Here is a 20,246-nt window from a genome sequence, read left to right on the forward strand (position 1 = left end):
GTTCCTTGATATTGTGTTTTGAACAGATTTTAGCTGAAAGATATAAAAAATGTTGTACATTCAGTGTGTAATCTTAAAGAGAATCAACTATGTGTATCGTAGCGCTGGCGTGGCACGTTTTGGATGATATACCACTGTGTTTGATTTCCAATCGTGATGAGTTTTACCAACGACCAACATCTCAGATTCATGCATGGGCGCACAGTCCGATTATTGCAGGACAGGATTTGCAATCGGGTGGTACATGGATGGGGGTAACTAAAACAGGTCGTTGGGCAGTTGTGACTAATTTTAGAGATGGGCAAGACAAGAAAAGCTATCCCACTTCACGTGGGCATTTGATTCAACAGTTTTTAGAATCTGATTTAGCACCGATTCGCTTTGCTCAGAAAATTGAAGCCACGCAATGTGACTATGCAGGTTTTAATTTATTTATTGGGGATCGTGATCAAGCGGTGTATATGAGCAATCGTGGTGAAGCACCTCAAGTCTTGGCAAAAGGCGTGTATGTCACCTCAAATGGCCTCATGACCGAGCATTGGGAAAAAACCAAACATTTAAGAAAGCGCTTTACCCAAGAATTTTTACCGATGTTGCAAATCAGTTCAACATCTCGTGAAGAGATTGAATTTGCAGCATGGGATATTTTGCAAGATGAACGAAAAATAAGTAAAGCCTTACTGCCAAGTACAGGTATAGCCGAGGAGATGGAAGAATTGCTGTCTTCCACTTTTATTCAGAGTCCCATCTATGGCACACGATGTTCAAATTTACTGATGATGAAGAACGAGAATTGGACATGGCTTGAAAAAACGCAACAAGGTGAAGTGCAGGGTACAGTTCTAGAAATGGAGATAGGCATTCAATAAAAAATGCCGACAACATTGTCGGCACTTTTGGGGTTTTAAACTTTTTAGGGTTTAAAACAGGATTAGGGTCGAATCATGAAACTGTTTTTGGTTGGTTTGATTCTTCAAGTGCTTCACCTGCAATCGTACCACCGTCTTTACGGGTAATCACAACTGTTGCTGAGCGTGGACGGGTTGGACTGATCCCTTTACTTAAGTTCAACCCTGTTGGGTGATTCGATGGCCATACGCCACCTGGATGTTGAACATTGACAAAGATCGCTTTGTAATCAGGTGTCATGGTCACGCCCGTGATTTCACATCCTGCAGGACCTGTTAAGAAGCGACGTAATTTTGTATCGTCAAGCACAGCACCCGTTGGGGTTAATTGAGACCCAGCACCAGCTTTTGCACTATTGATTTTACCATCACCAATGCTACCTGGGAGTGCTGCAAGCATCATGCAGTTGGTCTCATCGGTATAGGCGCCATCATCGGTTTGAATCCACAATACGCCACGTGGGTCAAACCACATGCCATCTGGGCTTGAGAAGTCGTTGTTATTGCTTAAGCTCGATAAGTTAACGTTCGGCAGGGAGTCCGCTTCTGCACCAAACAGGAAAATATCCCAAACGAAATTCAGCGCAGTAACGGTATCACCTGTTTCACGGAAGCGAATGATATGACCGTTGATGTTGCCTTTATCCGCACCACCTTTGTCATTGTCAAAATAGCTACGTGGATTGGCTGCATCAATCGTATGATTTGTTCCGCGTTGAGAGTTATTGGTCAACGTGACATAAACTTCACCATTTTTCGGATTGACTGCAACCCATTCAGGACGATCCATTTTGGTTGCACCCACAGCATCACCTGCTAGACGTGCATTGATCAGTACATCGCCTTGATCTGCAAATTTGTATTTTGCATAAGCTGCGATCTGTGGATTGTTAATGTTCAATTCAATCCATTCACCCGAACTCTTTTGTGTCGCATCGTTAAAGTTGAACTTAGCCACATAGAGTTTGCCTGAGTTCATATATTTATCACCTGCTTTGTAGCCGGCATTGTTATCTTTTGGATCCCATTTTGCATCGGATACAAATTTGTAAATATATTCGCCTTGTGAGTCATCGCCCATATAGAAGGCAAGAGGTTGACCTGGAATCGCTCGGCTTACACGGCAGTCTTCGTGGGCAAAGCGACCTAAAGCAGTACGTTTAACAGGATATTCACGGTTATCAAATGGGTCAATTTCAACGATCCAACCAAAGGTATTGGTTGAGTTACGGAAGTCTTCAGCACCCGTTGCACCTGAAACTTTGGTTAACCAACGGTCATAAACGTCTTGAATGGCAAGACCCTGAATATCAGCGGTACGTGAGTCTTCAGTGGCTTTTACAGTGTGCCATTTATACGAGCTGTTTGAAGGGATTTTATAACGTGCCAAAGATTCCAAAGCATTGTTATCGCGGTTTGTATCATCACGTGAGAAATATTGATTAAAATTTTCCTCAGTGGTTAAGTATGTGCCCCAAGGTGTATAACCATTACCACAGTTATTGATCGTCCCTAAAGTAAAATCACCATTTGGACTAATCTTGGTTTTAAGTAGGTTATTACCTTTCACAGGCCCTGCAAAATGAATACGAGATGCTGCTGTAATTCTTCGGTTGAATACAGACGCTTTATTGATATTCATCAACTGTGTCATATTGTTTTTATGCACTTCAATGATTGAAACACCGTGACAGTTAATCTCGCGTAATGCTTCATCTTCTGAGCGAACGGCATCGCCTATCGTATTAACAACGGGATGTAGCACAGTCTTGTCATCGACATATTCGTGGTTCATCACCAGTAAACCTGTAGCAGACTGATTGGCATCAAATCGACTGTTAGTCATACCAAAATAGGTCATGCCATCATGGCATTCACCTGAACGACGCAGAAAAGATGCACCTGTTGGAATTTGACTCTCATTCCATTCACTTAAACCTTCAGAAATCGGATCACCTAGAGCATACAGAATACGAGCTTCATAGCCTTCAGGGACAGTGAATTGGTCACGTATATTTTTATCTACAGTTTTAAATTTAAGTGAAGCAGGTGTTTTATTGTGATCGGGTGTCGTAGGTGGAGTAGTATTTGGAGAGTCATTGTCATCTCCACAGCCTGTTAAAGAGGCTGCTAATGTAATTGCTGCTGCACCACCTGCTGTTTTAGTAATAAGGTCACGACGTGTAATATTTTTATTGAAGATATCTACAAATTCAGCATTACCAGAATTGTTGCTATCGTAATCATCATTGAATGGAGTTAAATCAGTCATCATCTTTTCCTAGCGTTCTTGCTTGGTCGTTTTTAGAAAGTTGATAACAAAGTAATCAGTCTGCATGACAAATAGGTGAAGGAAATATTTCAATAAAATTAAATAATATTTTTAATGCATCTAATAAAATAAAGGCGATAAAAATCGCCCTTATTGCTGAATTTAAAGATTGTAAGTCACTAATTAAGTTGTAATAAAAAATTATCGAGAACTAAATTTTAGTTATTAGTCGCTCTTCTTTTTTCTATCATTTTTCCTGCAAATAAACCAAGTTCAAATAGCATCCACATAGGGATGGCTAACATAATCATTGATAGTGCATCGGGTGGTGTTACAAACATCGAGACAAAAAAACAACCCACAATAATAAAGCGACGTTTTTCAACTAAGGCTTGAGTAGAAACTACGCCAATCAAAATTAATACTAACGTAATAATTGGGATTTCAAAGGTAAAGCCAAAGACTAGGAATAGCTTTAAACAGAAACTGAGATAGCTATTAATATCGGTCATTGGTGCAACAGTTTCAGGCGCTACGCTGATAAAGAAATGTAGAATTGATGGCAGTGCTACAAAATATGCAAAGCTGATGCCTGTATAGAACAGCACAATACTGCCAATTAATAATGGCATCGCAAGATTCTTTTCTTTTTCATATAAAGCTGGTTTTACAAAAGACCAAAGCTGATAAAGAATAAACGGCATTGCGATCATCAGTGCTACAAAAAAGTTTAACTTAAATGGTGCCATAAAAGTGGCAGTCACATCCGTTGCGATCATGGTCGATGCAGCGGGAAGTTGGGCTCTAAGTGGTGCAGACAATAACTGATAGGTTTGATTGGCAAAGGGTAGTAAACAGAAGAATAGTGCAATCAAAATGCCGACTATTTTGAACAAGTGCTTACGTAAAATCACCAAATGTTTGGTGATTGGCATCTCATCGAGTTGAATGGGATCAGTATCATTCGATGATTGCGTTGTTGGCAATGAACTCATACTGCCACCTTCATTTCTGTATATTTATTATCTAAATATGGTTGTGGAGTCGGCATGGTAATTTTATTTGGATGCATGACATAGTTTTTGGGATGAGATACCTGAATAAGCTGATAGTTCAAAGCCTGTAAGGTCTGCTTTGGGGGCAAATCAGAGGGCATTGTTTCTATTGGTTTCTGCAAATTTGACATCTGTGCTTGCATTTTGGCTTCAAGTTCTTGGATACGTTTCATCTCAGATTGCATTTGTTCTCGCAGTTCTGAGAGACGTAACTCACGGTCAAAGTCATTTTGAAGATTGCTCACAGTCCTAGTGACTTTGCCATACCATTTGCCAACGAAGCGTACAGCTTCAGGTAGCTTATCTGGTCCTAAAACTAAGAGTGCTATGATCCCGAAGATCAATAGCTCAGTCATTCCAATATTGAGCATGTCCGTCTCTTAGCTTTTGATCGTGGTTTGCTGATCAGTGCGCGTTTGGTCATGATCAAGCGTACGTGGTTCTTTCAGCTGCGCTGTAGGGGGGGCATCATCATCTTTAATTGACTTTTTAAAGTCTTTCACTGCACCACCGACATCTTTGCCTAAGTTTTTAAGTTTAGCTGTACCAAAAAGAAGTAACACAACGATCGCAAAAATTAGAACGTGCCAAATTGAAAGTCCAGCCATGATCAATTACTCATAAAATTTATAATCATTGATTTGAACAGCTAAATGTGACATTCAGTTGAAGTTAATATTTCAATTTAACGATATTGTATGTTTAGTGTAATTTAATTTTTGCATATTTGGTGCCATCATTTTGGGGTGCTTTTTATTAGGCTGTGTTAGCATACTTTTCAACTTTGATTGCGAATCGCATCATTAGCATGGTACTTCTACTTCCTTTAATCTCTTTTTTGATTGGCTTTTTCGCTGTTCGAAAGCTCACTCGATTCCGAGCATTTTTCGCGATGATTCTTGCGAAAGTTCTGATTCCATTTGTGATTATTTACAATATGGTTTTTTATCAGCAGGGAAGCATTTGGCTGATCTTTTTTAGTTTTAGTTGCTCCTTGTTGATGTATCTTATCTTCAAATATTTCTATAAAAATAAATTAACAGCACTTTGTTTAAGTTATCTCAATATGGCTTGGCTAGGATTTCCTTTTGCATTAGCAATCTTTGGTTCGCAAGCAAGTAGTGTGATGGTTGCGCTTTATATCGGAGGCTCTATATTTGGTAATATTTGTGCGGTGACAGCGCTGAGTCCTAATCCTCAATCGCTACAAGAAATAATAAAAAAAGTGAGTTTATCACCACCTGTGGTTGCGCTTGGTATTGCTGCTGTACTTTCATTGTGGGATTTTTCAGCTTATCAAAATCATGTAATCGTTCAGTCTGTTTATCAATGGGATAAGTGGCTGATGACGTTCACCGGCATGTGTATTTTGGGCATGTGGCTCAGTCATGTAAAAATTAAACGAGCTGACTTAATTCAAAGTGTATCGACTACCATTCAAAAACTGTGTTTGGGCACTGCCTTTTGCATCATTGCTATTTATCTATTTCCTATACCGAAAGATCTCATGACTTTTGCAGTGATGCTGATGTTTTTCTTATTGCCGCCTGCTGCAAATATTGTAGCCCTTGAGACGCATTATCGAGGCACAGGGGAGTCGGCTCGATATATTGCTTCTGGTACGGTGGTGAGTATTCTCTTTATTGGTTTATATGGCATTGTAGTCAATGCCATATTCAAGTTTTAAGTTCTTCCATATTTAGCATATAGAAAAGCTTTAAAAGCACATTATTTCGCTAAACTTGCTTTGAACAACTGCATAGCTTGTCCACGATGGCTAATTTTGTTTTTCTCTTCTTTTGACATTTCAGCACTGGAAATATTCAGCTCAGGAAGCCAAAACAAAGGATCATAGCCAAAGCCATTTTCACCACGAGCCTGTTCTAAAACTTCGCCTGTCCAAATGCCTTGGAAAATTTGTGGGAGTGGATCTTTAGCGTGTTCAACAAGCGCAAGAACACAGACGAACATACCTTCAATCGGTTCACCATTCTTGCGTAAAGGTTTTAAATCTGCCAATAGCTTTTGATTATTCGCAGCATCATCTCCGTGTTCACCTGCATAACGTGCTGAATAAATACCCGGCGCTCCACCTAGAGCAGGCACGCAAATGCCAGAGTCATCAGCAATTGCTGGTTTACCTGAAATTTTAGAGGCATGGCGTGCTTTAATAATGGCATTTTCAACAAAACTTAAACCATCTTCAATCGCATCTTCAATGTTCAACTGACCTTGTGGAATCACATCTACAGGAAGGTTGAACTCTGCAAAAAGCTTTTCGAATTCGGCGATTTTACCTTTGTTATTACTGGCTAAAACCAATGTGCCTTGAGACAGCCAATCTTGTGCAGACATGTTGAAAACTCTAAAATTTTAAAAGTTCATTCTAACTGAATTTCGAGCTTTCTGAATATGACGATTACGACTTTAAAGATTGAGAATAATGGGTTGCAATTCTCAAAAATAAATTAAAATAGACTGCTGAAAATTAAATATATTTGGTAGATTTAACTATGGGCAGTGCTTCAATAATGATGAGAAAATAGGTCGATTTTATGGATATGAATGATACCCACCTGATGGACCGTAATCAGCTTTATATTATTGAGCATGTAGAGCAATTATTAATTGAGCTTGCTTGTGATTCAGCATTATCTCAGCAAGAGCTAAAACAGCAATCACAAGTCATTTGTCAGCTGGTAGTGAGCTCTGAAGCGAAGCAGTATTTATTGCAATGTTTAGAACAACGCGATGAAACCTATTGGGATAAGCGTATTTATCAGCCGATTATCGATGTTCTAATTCATTAATCGAATTCAGTTTTAATTCTTTTATCTTTTGATATTTAAACTTTTAGATTGAAGCGGTATCTTTCAGTATTTATTTTCAGCAATTTAGGATTAGCCTAGCTAATTTGATGTATGCTGAATACCAAGAATAATGTTCAATAAAATGAGTGCCGTTTAGATCATTATGATTCAAATCGGTATGATTTAAAGAGATAAAAATTTAGAAAAAATAGTTATTCCGAATTTATGATACGGATTGATTACAATTAATTGATTACAAGAATTATAGGTTATTACGTGAAAATTTATTTAAGTCTTATGGTCTCAGTAGTGATGCTAACTGGGTGTACCAGTCCTGAAGAAAAAGAGCTGCAAGATATTCATCAGCAAGTGATTAAAGATGCGATTGCTCAGTATGAAAATATCAAAAAAACTGATGATAAAATTGAAATTTGTGTTTATGCAGGTATGGTGACCGCTGCTTATACTCAGGCGAATAATCAAACTGAAGCAGACAAATGGAAAATCATTGAGGATCAAGATTGCAAAAAAGCTGGCATCCCTATGGTATAGATGAAGACTAAATTTTTACTTTAGACAGATTTTAAAAAAGCACCCGAAGGTGCTTTTTTATTGTGATTACTGTGCTTGAATCCATTGATCTGCACGGTCACGCGCAGTACGAATTTGATCTGGCGTCAAGTTTGCAGCCAAGGCTGTTTTCTTGGTTTCAGACATATTCACAACACGGTTGTCTAACATGCCATCACGAGTAGAGAGTTCATACCATTGGTATGCACCCATATAGTTTTTCTTCTTCTCTTCCATCATGGCAAGATTGAAGCTGGCACGGTTATCACCATGACTTGCTGCTTTCTCAAAATATGAACGCGCTAAAGTTTCATTTTTAGCAGTACCTGTACCGTCTGCGAGCATACGACCCACATTTAGCTGAGCTGCAGCAATACCTTGGTCAGCAGCTGCTTTAAACCAAGTAAATGCTTGCTTCGCATCTTTAGCAACTGTCGTACCTTTTTGATAATGGGTTGCTAAGTAAAACTGAGCAGCAGCTTGACCTGCTTTTGCTGCTTTTTGTAGATCTGCCACATTCATGTGGGCATATTGCGCTGCAAGAGCAGATGTTGATTGTTGTTGAGGTACATAATCAGCATGAGCTTGAACACTCAGCATCCCCAAAAATAATGTACTACCTAAGAAGAAATTTTTCATATAGCGCTCACTCTATATATAGCGACTTCACCGAACAAATTAGGCAAATGCTTACTCAGCATAGTGCCTTGTTGATCACCATTTACGGCAAGTCGATCAATAATTTTTATCTGATTTTCAGCACAGAGTGCTTCAAAATCTTTAAATGTGCATAAGTGGATATTTGGTGTGTTATACCACATATACGGTAATGCTTCCGAAACAGGCATCTTTCCTTTCAAAGCTAAGAAAGAACGGGTCTTCCAATGTGCAAAGTTGGGAAAGGTAATAATCGCTTGTTTACCTACACGCACCATGTCTCTTAAAAGAACATCAGGCGCATCAACAGCTTGCAAAGCTTGTGCCATAACGACATAGTCAAAAGACTGGTCGGCAAAGCGTCCCAAACCAAGGTTTAAGTCTTGTTGGATGATATTTAACCCGCGACTGACGGCAATTGCAATCTTTTCCTGATCAATTTCGAGGCCGTAAGCACGAATTTGGTGTTTTTTGCCCATTTGTGATAACAATTCGCCATCACCACAACCGAGGTCGAGCACGCTTGAACCCGGTTTGATCCATTTATCTGCCAATTGTTGATCAATACGCATTACACAGTCTCCTTAGGTGTTGAAGCAAGATGGTCAGGGCCACCCAAGAAAGCTCTTAATGTTTTGACATACAATGGGATAGGGAATAAGAACGAGTCGTGACCTTGTTCCGCATCGACATCAATATAGCTGACAGGCTTTTGACACGTAATCAATGAATCAACAATCTCTTGAGAACGTTGCGGCGTAAAACGCCAATCCGTGGTAAATGAAACGACTAAGAAACGACACTTGGTATTCATCATCGCTTTATTGAGTGATAACTCATATTCACGTGAAGGATCGAAATAGTCCAATGCCTTGGTCATGATCAAATACGTATTGGCATCGAAGTTACGGCTAAATTGTTCACCTTGATAGCGCAAATAGCTCTCAACCTGAAATTCGACATCGAAACCATACATAAATTTGCCAGACTTTAAGTCACGACCAAATTTTTGTTTCATCGCTTCTTCAGACAGATAGGTGATATGACCTACCATACGTGCCAAGATTAAGCCACGTTTAGGATAGCTATCTTGCTCTAAGTAACGACCATGATGGAAATCAGGATCAGATAAAATCGACTGACGTGCTACTTCGTTAAACGCAATGTTCTGCGCGGAAAGCTTTGGCGCACTGGCGATGATGACACAATTTTTTAAGCGATCAGGGTAATCTACCGACCATTGTAAAGCTTGCATCCCACCCAATGATCCACCAATCACCGAATACCAAACATCAATACCCAAACGATCCGAAAGCATCGCTTGAGTCTTCACCCAGTCACGAACAGTGACAAGTGGGAAGTCTGGACCATAAGGGCGGTTTTCATTTTCAGGGTTCGGAGATGTTGGACCTGTTGAGCCATTGCAGCCACCGATATTATTCAATGCGACCACGAAGAATTTAGAGGTATCAATCGCTTTGTTTGGACCGATACATGCATCCCACCAACCGGCTTTTTTATCATCTTCATGATGATAACCTGCGGCATGGTGATGACCTGACAATGCATGACAAATCAGAATCGCATTGGATTTATCGGCGTTTAAAGTACCGTAAGTTTCGACCATCAACTCAAAGCGAGGAAGAATACGTCCACATTCTAAGGAGAGAGGTTCTTCAAATTGGAATTTTTCTGGGGTAACGATACCCACTGAATCAGCTGGAAAAGACACCGGAGCAATTCGCCTTAAATCTTTATATTGAATAGTAAAAGGATACCACTTGAGGGTATCCTTCTAAAGTCATTTTAATGTTAATTGATAGTGTGAAAACTTATACTGCAGCAGCAATCACTTGATCAGCACTTAACAAACCTTGATCGATCAAACGGTTGGTACTTGCAAGAATCGCTTCGATTGAAGAGGTCACGATGTTGTCATGGATGCCTGCACCAAATACAGATTTGCCTGTACCTTTCACTTGAAGTTCAATCAATGCCAATGCTTTTGCATTTGCACCTGAACCGATGCTACGCTCTTCATAGTTCACAACATCAATTGGTAACTGAAGTGCGTCTAAGATGGCAGAGATCGGGCCATTTCCTTCACCACGAAGTTGTTGGATTTGGCCATCTAAATCCATTTCAAGCTCAATGACTTGATTACCATTTTCATCGGATAAACGATAGTTTTTCGCAGAATAATGGGTATCTTTTGCTTCAACATAAGTGGTTTTGAATAGATCCCAAATTTGTTGAGCTGACACTTCAACGCCTTCGTCATCTGCAACTTGCTGAACCACTTGTGAGAATTCGATTTGTAAACGACGTGGTAAAACGACGTTGTAGTTCGATTCTAACAAATAAGCGATACCGCCTTTACCTGATTGTGAGTTCACACGAATTACCGCGTCATAATCACGTCCTAAATCTTTAGGATCGATTGGTAAGTAAGGCATATCCCAAATTTCTTCGTTCTTTTGGAACTCGAAACCTTTTTTGATCGCATCTTGGTGTGAACCTGAGAATGCTGTGAAGACCAAATCACCTGCGTATGGATGGCGAGGGTGTACAGGCAAGCCTGTGCACTCTTCAATCGTTGCAATGATTTCGTTGATGTTCGAGAAATCTAATTCAGGAGCAACACCTTGGGTGTACATGTTCAAGGCAATTGCTGCAACGTCGACGTTACCTGTACGTTCACCATTACCAAACACACAACCTTCGACACGGTCAGCACCCGCCATGATTGCCAACTCAGAAGCAGCAATACCACAGCCACGGTCATTGTGACAGTGAACAGAAATGATCACACCATCACGACGTTGAATATTACGGTGCATCCATTCAATTTGATCGGCATACACGTGTGGGCCTGAAACTTCAACCGTTGCAGGCAAGTTTAAAATCACTTTATTGGTCGGAGATGCTTCCCAAATTTCAGTCACAGCATCACAAACGTCTTTCGCAACTTCTAATTCAGTGGCAGTAAAACATTCAGGGCTGTACTGGAAAATCCAGTCTGTCTCAGGATATTGAGCAGCATATTCTTTGACTTTCTCAGCAGCATTGATGGCTAGTTTTTTCGCACCTGCCACATCTACATTCAATACTTTTTGGCGGAATGTTGGAGAGTTTGAGTTGTAAATATGCACGATGGCACGTTTTGCACCCGCCAAAGATTCAAACGTACGTTGAATCAAATGATCACGTGCTTGAACCAATACTTCAATATAAACATCATCAGGAATGTGATTTTCTTCAATCAATTTACGTGTGAAATCGAAATCCACTTGAGATGCAGAAGGAAAGCCAATTTCAATATGTTTAAAACCAATCTTTACCAACATTTGGAACATTTTGAATTTTTGATCGATATCCATCGGTTCAAAAATCGCTTGGTTACCATCACGGAGGTCGGTACTCATCCAAATCGGCGCTTTATTGATTTCATTATTCGGCCATTGACGGTCTGGCAAGTCAACACGTTGATACATGCGACGATATTTTTTACTTGGATCAGCCAACATCATGAGGTAACTCCTTGCGTAGGGTGGATTGCTCAACTCTTTTATAAAAGGCAATCGTTCTACTAAATAGATTGTGTCTATATATGTTTTTCACAAGGGTCTTATATAAATAAATATATGAATTCGTAAAATATTTTTGTATTTACTGACTCGATATATTCTCAAAACCTTGTAAATCTATAACTTAAAGTTTAATCGAGATCCTTCGAAATGTTTTCCCTATTTCTATGGATTTTAGTCGTATAACAATAAAGATTTTCTTATATAAATACAGATGTGAAAATATTTTTCAGATTTGTAATGTGTATGCCATTAATTTTCTAATTTGATCTAATCTACCAAGAAACGACGAAAGAGATTTAAGTAAGTTTAGTTGACAGATCACAGAACTAAACTGGAATCCAAAAATTGCAGCAATCAAGAATATCGAATTTCAAGATAATTGAAAATATGGCGATTATAACTCCGCCCATTTACGCATGAGGTTATGGTAGAGATTGGTCAATTTCATGACTTCTTGATGTTGATCACCTAATTCTATTCGTAAATTTTGAATGCTTTGATCGAGGTTAAACAGCATATGACGATTGGCTTCATCCCGAATCATGCTTTGCACCCAAAAGAATGAAGCAATGCGACAGCCAGCGGTCACTGCAGTGACTTCATGTAAGCTGGTTGATGGGTAGAGAATCATATCGCCTGCAGGGAGTTTGACTTCGTGATACCCATAAGTGTCCTCAATGACCAAATCACCACCGTCATATTCCTCAGGTTCACTTAAAAATACAGTGCACGATAAGTCAGTACGAAGCCTTTCATTGGTGCCCCGAATACGTCGAATCGAATTATCGACATGAAAGCCGAATGATTCTTGTTGTTCGTAGCGATTGAAAAGAGGCGGAATGATATCGAGTGGAATAGCGGCAGATAAAAATAGAGGGTGTTGCCCGAGCGATTCCAAAATAATCGTACTTAAATGTTGCGTAAGCGGATGATCTTCGGGTAATTGTTGGTTTTGTTTGACGTTCGCAGAAAGTGTGCCTGCGGTGACTTTACCATTGATCCAAGAGACCTGATCCATTTCATGACGGAAATATTGAACTTGTTCTTTGGTCAGGACATTCGGAATATGATGAATCACGATCTACAGCCTTTCAATGGTTTGTCATTTATTTAAGATAAAACTAGCCTCAAATTTGAGGCTATTCAAGCAAAACCATAAATATATTATGGTTTTGCTTTTAGCTTTGTAGTTTGACTTTAAACTTTAGAATTTAAAGTTTGCAGAAAGTACAGCACTACGACCTTCAGCTTCTGTTGCATAGTGAGAAGAATACGCTTTATTAAAATAACGTACATCTGAGAGGTTGTTTACATTAAGTTGTAGATCAACATTCTTATTCACGTTGTAACGTGCCATTGCATCATAGCGAACATAGCCTGGAACAAATTTGGTATTTGCAGCATTTCCATAAACTTTATCCATCGCCACTGCACCTGCGCCTAAGGTAAATGTCGGAGTTAATGCATAAGTTGTCCAAAGTGTTGCAGAGTTTTTAGCAACGTTTTGAACTTGATTACCTTCATTTGTTTCTTTTGGACCATCATCAACCAATTCACTGTCTAAATAGGTATATCCCGCTGAAACTGCCCATTTCTCGTTAATGTTACCGTTCACGCCCAGCTCAAGACCATCAACACTGGTTTCACCGATATTGCGGGTAAAGCCATCAGTCGTAACAGCACGGGTATTTTCTTTTTCAGTGCGGAAGATTGCAGCGGTTAGGTTTAATTTATCGTTCAATACATCCCATTTTGTCCCGATTTCATAAGTTTTTACTTCTTCAGGCTTCAGGTTGTTCATAGCACGTGCTTGTTCTTCTGTTGTATTACGCCCTGGAGCACCAATACCTTCTGAACCATCACCACCATCTACACCGACAGGGTTGGCAGATGTTGCAAAGCTTGCATAAATTGAACCATTTTCAACAGGTTTGAACGTTAAGCCTGCTTGGTAGTTGAAAAAGTCTGTATCGCTGTCAAGTTTAAGCGTGTCGCCTGCTTGAACTTTATTACTTGTCACATTTGAATTTAATGCACCATAAGTCATGACTTGGTCGGTTTCAAATTTATCCCAACGTACGCCTAGATCAAGTATCCATTGTGGATTGAATTCAATGCTATCTAGGAAGTAGACCGAAGTAGACTTAGACTCAATATTGTATTGGTCAGCGCCTTGAGTGCTTAATGTACCTGTAAACGGATATTGATTTGGATTGTTTACAGCAATACAGCCTGGACCTATTGAACTTGTAGCACTAGAACATGCATATGCTGTGCCTGTCGCATCTTTACCATTGATGATGTATTGCGTGCGATCAGTTTCTTGATTTGAATATTCAGCGCCTAGATTAAAACTGTGTTTTAAATTACCCGTATTCAGCTTTCCTGTTAATGCAAGCTGATCGGTAAATGTATCCGTGTCTGCTATACGAGAGTTAGCACGAGCCCAAACATTACCTGTTAATGCTCCTGAAACCTTGTCGTAGATATTCCCTTTTGAATCATCTGGATTGGTCCACAGATAATCATTTTTAGATTTGTTATAAACGGCAGTATTTGAAATAGTCAGGTTTTCTGTTAAATCATGTTCTAATTTAATCGTACCTGATTGATTTTCTTGTTTTTGGAAATCACGATCTTTCCAACCATAGTAAACCCCTTGTTCAACATCAATCGGTTTTCCATTGCCATTTAAACTAGTGTAATCAGGGTCTGTTGCTTTGCTTGGCTTCGAAAAAGGATTGTTATACGGCACACCTGAATCTGGAATGTCATCTGTTTTTAAATAGTAATAAGCTAGCGTGGCACGAGTAGGGGTGTCTAAACCAAAACTAATACTTGGTGCAATACCTGCACGTTTATATTCAGCACCATCTTTTTGGCCTGCTTTTTCATTTTGATGGCCCAGTACTGCGACACGCGCAGCAACACCATTTCCGAAATCTTTGTTGCCATCTAAAGTGATACGTGCGTAAGCATCAGTACCACCTGCAACTGAACCTTCTAAAAAGTCACCTGATTTGGCAACTTTAGAAATCATGTTGATGCTACCACCAGAAGTACCCGCACCACCCATTGCAGAAGCAGAACCTTTGGTCACTTCAACTTGTTCTACGGCAAACATTTCACGGTTTTGTGAAGTTGCATTACGAATGCCATCAACATACATCGAACTTTCAGAGTTATAACCCCGAATAAATGGACGGTCACCATTTGGGTTGCCACCTTCACCTGCACCAAGCGTAATCCCAGGAACACTACGTAATGCATCGCTTAGTGTCGTTACTTGAGTGTCTTGAATAAGTTGTTTTGAAATAACAGAAACGGATTTAGGGGTATCGAGCAGGGGGGCAACAAATTTTTTATTAGAAGATTGGTTTACTTTTAAACTTTTTTCGGTTTGAGCTTGGCTTTTAATGGTGTCCAGTTGGGTTACTTGATCTTGTGCAATCGTATGTCCAGAAATGGCTGTTAAGGAGGTAACAATCGCGGAAGAAACGATTTTTTTACGAGTTTTGATAAAGTCCATTTCGAACCTGAAGTTATCGAGAGAAGAGGATCAGAATAATAATGATTCTTATTTGATATTTGTTGAGAGGGATATTGGTAATCTCGATTCTTTGTCTTAAATGAAAAGTTTCTATGAATGTAATGGTGTAACAGAATATATTTAAGTGAATGAATTTCCTACATATAGGAAAAAGCATTGTTTTGATGATTTTGTATGGCTATTTTTAATATGGATTTAAAAGGATTTTTTGTTTAGTAATTTATTAAATGAGAAAATAAAAAACCCTACCGAAGCAGGGTTTTAAAAGCTCTAACTTGTTTAATTAGAAATCGTAAGAAATTGATAACCAGTAATTGCGTCCAGGTAGGTATGTACCTGTTGTACTACGGCCAGTAGAAAGGTATTTATAGCCTGTAACATCATTTAAAGTCGTATTTTCTGTAAAGTCTTTATCCAATAAATTATTTACAGCCATATTGACACGTACTTGGTCATTCATCGTATAACTAGCGCCAAAGTTAAACAGGTTATATCCTGCAAATTGGTTACCGTACATCTTGTAAATTTCTAAGTTATCGCCAGAAGTCGGTGTGCTTGTGAAGCGAGTACGACTAGATTTGTATTCGTGTTGCAACCATAGATCAAGATCAGGGTTCACATGCCAAGTGGATGTTAAGTTAAAGGCATCACGTGGATTGTTGTTGTAGTACAACCCTTCATTTTCACCATCGGTGACTTCACTTTTCGTATAGGTATAAGACGCTTTAATATCCCATTCAGGTAAAACGTTATATTGAAGTGAAGTTTCTACGCCGTAAACTTTCGCTTCTTGAGCATTTATATCTTGTGAACAGTCGGCAACAGGACAAATCGCTTGTCCAGAAAGATCATTACTAATAATCGCGTCTTCAATCTGATTGTAAAAACCAGTTGCTGTAAAGTTGATTTGATCAGTAGGTTGAAGGTTGAAACCAAGCTCGTAGTTTGTAGACGTTTCAGGCTTTAAATCGGGATTGCCAAAGATATAAGTTGAACCTTGGCCACTCATATCGACTAAACCATTTTCAAGGTCTTTAGGTGTTGGCGCTTTATAACCTGTGCTTACTCCACCTTTGATGGTGAGGATATCATTGGTATTCCATACTAAGTATGCGCGCGGGCTAAAATGACCGCCAAAGCCTGAATGGTCTTCGTAGCGTCCACCAAATGTCAGTCCTAAACTTTCTGTAAGACGCCATTCGTCTTCAGCGTAAATTGACCAAGAGTTTTTATCAAAGGTATTTTTACCAGTAATATGTTCAGCAATATTGTCTTCAATTTCCATTTTTTTAAATTCTGCCCCAAGCGTTAGCTTATGTGCACCAATTTCTGAAATGATATGACTGTCTGCAATTAAGTCTGTACTTTTTAAAGTACGGTCAGTACCAATCAGTGGATTAATACTGCCTTTAGGAAAAGCTTCAGTTGGCAAAGTACGACCATCAGTTTCGGTTTCGGAATGACTTACATATGATTTCCATACACCAAAGTCATAGTCACCATCATGACCTATAGCAAATTGTGTACGTGAAAACTCTAACTCATCTTTATAGCCATTTGCTTTTGCAGGAGTATCCTTGTTACCCAAGCGATTATCATCATTTGAGTAGCTTTGCTTTGATGTGAAGCTATCTAACCAGAGTGAATTTTCATCGTTAAGGTTGAAGGTTAACTTTCCACCAAGATCATAGTTTTCAGCCTCTGTCGGGCGTGGATCTCGGCTTGTACCATCATTAATTCGCTCAGAGCGGTTACGGTCATAATAGCTACCACGAAGTTGTAGGCCTACTTTCTCACTAACAATTGGGCCATTGAGAAGAAAACTGGTTTTCCATGAGTCAGACTCACTTTTATCTTCCATCAGATTGCCGCTGATGGTTATATTACCATTCCATTCATCACTTACTTTTTTGGTGATGATATTAATGACACCGCCCATAGCATCTGCACCATATAGTGTAGACATCGGACCACGAATAACTTCAATTCTCTCAATTGCCGAAAGTGGAGGCATAAAACTAGTAGATGCTTCTGCAAAGCCATTTGGCATAATATTTTCAGAAGCAGTTGTTTGGCGACGACCATCAATTAGAATCATCGTGTCATCAGCTTTCATCCCTCGCATGCTGACGTTCAAGCCACCAGTTTTACCAACTCCGTTTCTGACATCAATACCTGGAACATCAGCTAAAAGATCTGCAATGCTGGTCGCATTTTTCTTTTCAATATCTTCTGTTGTAACAACACTAATCGAAGCAGGTGCATTTTTAATATCTTGTTCAAAACCTGCCGCAGAAACAACAATTGTAGAAAGCTGTTGTGCATTTTTTACTTCTGATTCTGTTGTATTGGCAATAACAGAAGTACTTGTCACTGCTAAAAGAGCAAGTGTTAGAGGCTGCAACTTGAAATGACTCATAGATTCGATCCTAAAGGTATGAGTAAGCTTTGAGAGAGCTGATTAAATTTGATGCAAATATTAATGATAAAGTTTATCATTTGCAATAAAAATAATACAAAATTAACTAAGTATGAATAGAATAAGAAACTTATTTTATGGCTAATCAGGCTCAAAGCTAATAAAACAGTGGTTAAAAAAAGGTATTTTGTATATCTTTGATTGTTGTCATATAATGTGGCACTTAAAAAATTGCAATCACTATTTCTATATCGAGGAAGCCATGCAAGTAACTTCTGAAGCGGTTTCGGGCGTTGCCCGTCGTTTAACTGTAACTGTACCGACGAGCCGTGTGAATGAGCAGTTTGAAGCTCGTTTAAAACGCACATCTAAAACTGTTAAGATCAACGGCTTCCGTCCAGGTAAAGTGCCACTAGACGTTGTACGTCGTGAGTACGGTGCTGGTATCTACAACGAAGTTGTGAATGATGTTATTCGTGACTCAGTATTCCAAGCGATTCAACAAGAAAAAATCAATGCTGTTGGTATGCCAAACATTGATAAAGTTGAAAACAAAGACGACACTCTAGTATTTGAAGCGACTGTTGAAGTTTATCCAGAAGTTGAAGTTAAGTTCGAAGGTTTAGAAGTAGAACGTAAAACTGCTGAAGTTGGCGATAAAGATGTGGATCAAATGATCGAAAATCTTCAAAAGCAACGTGCAGGTTGGGCTGAAACTAAAGGCATGGCTAAAAAAGACATGCAAGTTACTTTCGATTTCGAAGGTTCAGTTGATGGCGAAAAATTTGAAGGCGGTTCTTCTGAAGACTTCAAACTGGTACTTGGTTCAGGTCGTATGATCCCTGGCTTCGAAGACGGCATCGTTGGTATGAAGAAAGGCGAAGAGAAAGTTATTGATGTAACTTTCCCAGAAGACTACCAAGCTGAAAACTTAGCAGGTAAAGCTGCTCAATTCAAAATCACTGTGAAACTTGTTGAAAAGCAAAAACTTCCAGAAATTGATGCTGAATTCCTTAAAATCTTCGGTCTAACTGAAGAAGAAGGCGTTGAGAAATTAAAAGCTGACGTTCGTAAAAACATGGAACGTGAAGTGAAAAATGGTCTTCGTAACCAAGTGAAAGGTGCAACTTTTGATGCGCTTGTAGCTGCAAATGAAATCGAAGTTCCAGAATCTATGTTGTCTCAAGAAATTGACCGTCAACGTCAACAAATGATTCAACAGTTCACTCAACAGTTTGGTGCTCAAGGTGCTAAAGCATTTGATTCAAGCATGCTTCCAGATGAATTGTTCAAAGAACAAGCTGAAAAATCAGTTAAATTAGGCGTGCTAGTAAGCAAAGTATTAACTGATGCTAAGCTTGAAGTTGACGCGACTCGTGTTGAAGCGTACATCGAAGATATGGCTTCTTCTTACGAAGATCCAACTGAAGTGATCGAATACTTCAAAAATGATGAAAAGCAACGTGCTCAAATCGAAGGCGTTGTGTTAGAAGATCAGGTTGTTGATTTCATTTTAGCTTCAGCTAAAGTATCTGATACAACTGTAAGCTATGAAGAATTGTTAAAAGAGCAACAAGCTCGTCAACAACAAGGTTAATTCCTCTTCGTTGTGAAAAAGGCGCTAACAAGCGCCTTTTTTTATATCTTGATGATCGATAAGATGTCCTTTAATCACATAGTATATGCAAAATAATTCTGATAATTAATGGGGAATATTTTGCATTTTCACTCATTATCCCTCATATTGTGATTATGTGTTGAGTAACAAGAATTCAGGAATAAATAACGTATGTATGTTCCACAAATTGATAACGCACTCGTGCCAATGGTGGTTGAACAGTCTTCTCGTGGCGAGCGTTCTTTCGATATTTTTTCACGTCTTTTACGTGAACGTGTGATTTTTCTAACAGGTGAAGTTGAAGATAACATGGCGAATTTGATTGTCGCGCAAATGTTATTTTTAGAAGCTGAAAATCCTGAAAAAGATATTCATTTATATATCAACTCACCAGGTGGATCTGTGACTGCAGGTATGGCAATTTACGATACCATGCAATTTATCAAACCAGATGTGGTGACTTACTGTATGGGGCAAGCAGCATCAATGGGTGCATTCCTATTAAATGCCGGCGCTAAAGGTAAGCGTTATTGCTTGGAAAATGCTCGTGTGATGATTCACCAGCCACTAGGTGGTTTCCGTGGTCAAGCATCTGATATTGAAATCCATGCACGTGAGATTATTTTCATCAAAGAACGTTTAAACCGTTTGATGGCAGAACACAGCGGTCAAGACTATGAAACTGTTGCACGTGATACAGATCGTGATAATTTCATGACAGCTCAAGCTGCGAAAGAATACGGTTTGGTTGATGAAGTTCTGTCAAAACGTCCACAAAATTAAGCTTTAAAAGCATA

At 39.2% G+C, this 20,246-nt stretch carries 18 protein-coding genes; 6 read left to right on the top strand and 12 right to left on the bottom strand.

What is annotated here, in order from left to right; all coding sequences use genetic code 11:
- Positions 1–89: 89 nt before the first annotated feature.
- Positions 90–869 (top strand): NRDE family protein, encoded by a 780-nt coding sequence (locus tag AC5YDM_RS05655; protein ID WP_496151137.1) that lies wholly within the window; start codon positions 90–92, stop codon positions 867–869.
- 73 nt (positions 870–942) lie between these two features.
- On the opposite strand, the gene AC5YDM_RS05660 is transcribed toward AC5YDM_RS05655, so the two are convergent.
- From AC5YDM_RS05660 to AC5YDM_RS05675, 4 genes are all read right to left on the bottom strand, one after another.
- A complete protein-coding gene (locus AC5YDM_RS05660; RefSeq protein ID WP_496151138.1) occupies positions 943–3,180 on the bottom strand; it encodes a PhoX family protein in 2,238 nt (745 codons plus the stop codon).
- Between the two features lie 218 nt (positions 3,181–3,398).
- Positions 3,399–4,175, bottom strand: coding sequence for a twin-arginine translocase subunit TatC (gene tatC / locus AC5YDM_RS05665; protein WP_496151139.1), 777 nt, complete (start codon positions 4,173–4,175; stop codon positions 3,399–3,401).
- Complete coding sequence (gene tatB, locus AC5YDM_RS05670; protein ID WP_496151140.1) at positions 4,172–4,606, bottom strand: Sec-independent protein translocase protein TatB; 435 nt, start codon at positions 4,604–4,606, stop codon at positions 4,172–4,174. Before tatB ends, tatC begins: the two co-directional genes overlap by 4 nt.
- Before the next feature lie 9 nt (positions 4,607–4,615).
- Positions 4,616–4,843, bottom strand: coding sequence for a Sec-independent protein translocase subunit TatA (locus AC5YDM_RS05675; RefSeq protein ID WP_496151141.1), 228 nt, complete (start codon positions 4,841–4,843; stop codon positions 4,616–4,618).
- Positions 4,844–5,043: 200 nt separating this feature from the next.
- Between AC5YDM_RS05675 and AC5YDM_RS05680 the strand changes: the two genes are divergently transcribed.
- The gene (locus AC5YDM_RS05680) at positions 5,044–5,922 is read left to right on the top strand and encodes an AEC family transporter (protein ID WP_496151249.1); all 879 of its coding nucleotides are present in this window, start codon (positions 5,044–5,046) and stop codon (positions 5,920–5,922) included.
- A gap of 41 nt (positions 5,923–5,963) precedes the next feature.
- Here the strand turns inward: AC5YDM_RS05680 and rdgB are convergent, their stop codons facing one another.
- The gene (gene rdgB / locus AC5YDM_RS05685) at positions 5,964–6,590 is read right to left on the bottom strand and encodes an RdgB/HAM1 family non-canonical purine NTP pyrophosphatase (RefSeq protein ID WP_496151142.1); all 627 of its coding nucleotides are present in this window, start codon (positions 6,588–6,590) and stop codon (positions 5,964–5,966) included.
- A 200-nt stretch (positions 6,591–6,790) separates the two neighbouring features.
- On the opposite strand from rdgB, the gene AC5YDM_RS05690 reads away from it, so the two are divergent.
- Positions 6,791–7,045 carry a hypothetical protein gene (locus AC5YDM_RS05690; RefSeq protein WP_496151143.1) on the top strand — a complete coding sequence of 85 codons (255 nt, stop codon included), beginning with the start codon at positions 6,791–6,793 and terminating at the stop codon, positions 7,043–7,045.
- Positions 7,046–7,321: 276 nt separating this feature from the next.
- A complete protein-coding gene (locus AC5YDM_RS05695) occupies positions 7,322–7,597 on the top strand; it encodes a hypothetical protein (RefSeq protein WP_496151144.1) in 276 nt (91 codons plus the stop codon).
- Positions 7,598–7,663: 66 nt separating this feature from the next.
- On the opposite strand, the gene AC5YDM_RS05700 is transcribed toward AC5YDM_RS05695, so the two are convergent.
- From AC5YDM_RS05700 to AC5YDM_RS05730, 7 genes are all read right to left on the bottom strand, one after another.
- Positions 7,664–8,254, bottom strand: coding sequence for a tetratricopeptide repeat protein (locus AC5YDM_RS05700; RefSeq protein WP_496151145.1), 591 nt, complete (start codon positions 8,252–8,254; stop codon positions 7,664–7,666).
- Entirely contained in the window at positions 8,251–8,844 is a 594-nt protein-coding gene (gene metW, locus AC5YDM_RS05705; RefSeq protein WP_496151146.1) for a methionine biosynthesis protein MetW, read from the bottom strand. Before metW ends, AC5YDM_RS05700 begins: the two co-directional genes overlap by 4 nt.
- On the bottom strand, positions 8,844–10,004 hold the full coding sequence (metX, locus tag AC5YDM_RS05710; protein ID WP_496151147.1) for a homoserine O-succinyltransferase MetX: 1,161 nt from the start codon (positions 10,002–10,004) through the stop codon (positions 8,844–8,846). Before metX ends, metW begins: the two co-directional genes overlap by 1 nt.
- Positions 10,005–10,104: 100 nt before the next feature.
- Positions 10,105–11,802 (bottom strand): 2-isopropylmalate synthase, encoded by a 1,698-nt coding sequence (leuA, locus tag AC5YDM_RS05715; protein WP_496151148.1) that lies wholly within the window; start codon positions 11,800–11,802, stop codon positions 10,105–10,107.
- Between the two features lie 454 nt (positions 11,803–12,256).
- Positions 12,257–12,940, bottom strand: coding sequence for a Fe2+-dependent dioxygenase (locus tag AC5YDM_RS05720; protein WP_496151149.1), 684 nt, complete (start codon positions 12,938–12,940; stop codon positions 12,257–12,259).
- 126 nt (positions 12,941–13,066) lie between these two features.
- The gene (locus AC5YDM_RS05725) at positions 13,067–15,391 is read right to left on the bottom strand and encodes a TonB-dependent receptor (RefSeq protein WP_496151150.1); all 2,325 of its coding nucleotides are present in this window, start codon (positions 15,389–15,391) and stop codon (positions 13,067–13,069) included.
- Positions 15,392–15,695: 304 nt separating this feature from the next.
- Positions 15,696–17,831 (bottom strand): TonB-dependent receptor domain-containing protein, encoded by a 2,136-nt coding sequence (locus AC5YDM_RS05730; protein ID WP_496151151.1) that lies wholly within the window; start codon positions 17,829–17,831, stop codon positions 15,696–15,698.
- A 262-nt stretch (positions 17,832–18,093) separates the two neighbouring features.
- Between AC5YDM_RS05730 and tig the strand changes: the two genes are divergently transcribed.
- Positions 18,094–19,428, top strand: a complete 1,335-nt coding sequence (gene tig, locus AC5YDM_RS05735; RefSeq protein WP_496151152.1) for a trigger factor — start codon at positions 18,094–18,096, stop codon at positions 19,426–19,428.
- Between the two features lie 192 nt (positions 19,429–19,620).
- On the top strand, positions 19,621–20,232 hold the full coding sequence (gene clpP / locus AC5YDM_RS05740; RefSeq protein ID WP_496151153.1) for an ATP-dependent Clp endopeptidase proteolytic subunit ClpP: 612 nt from the start codon (positions 19,621–19,623) through the stop codon (positions 20,230–20,232).
- The last annotated feature ends 14 nt before the right edge of the window (positions 20,233–20,246 follow it).

Source organism: Acinetobacter sp. CY81 (assembly GCF_059515925.1).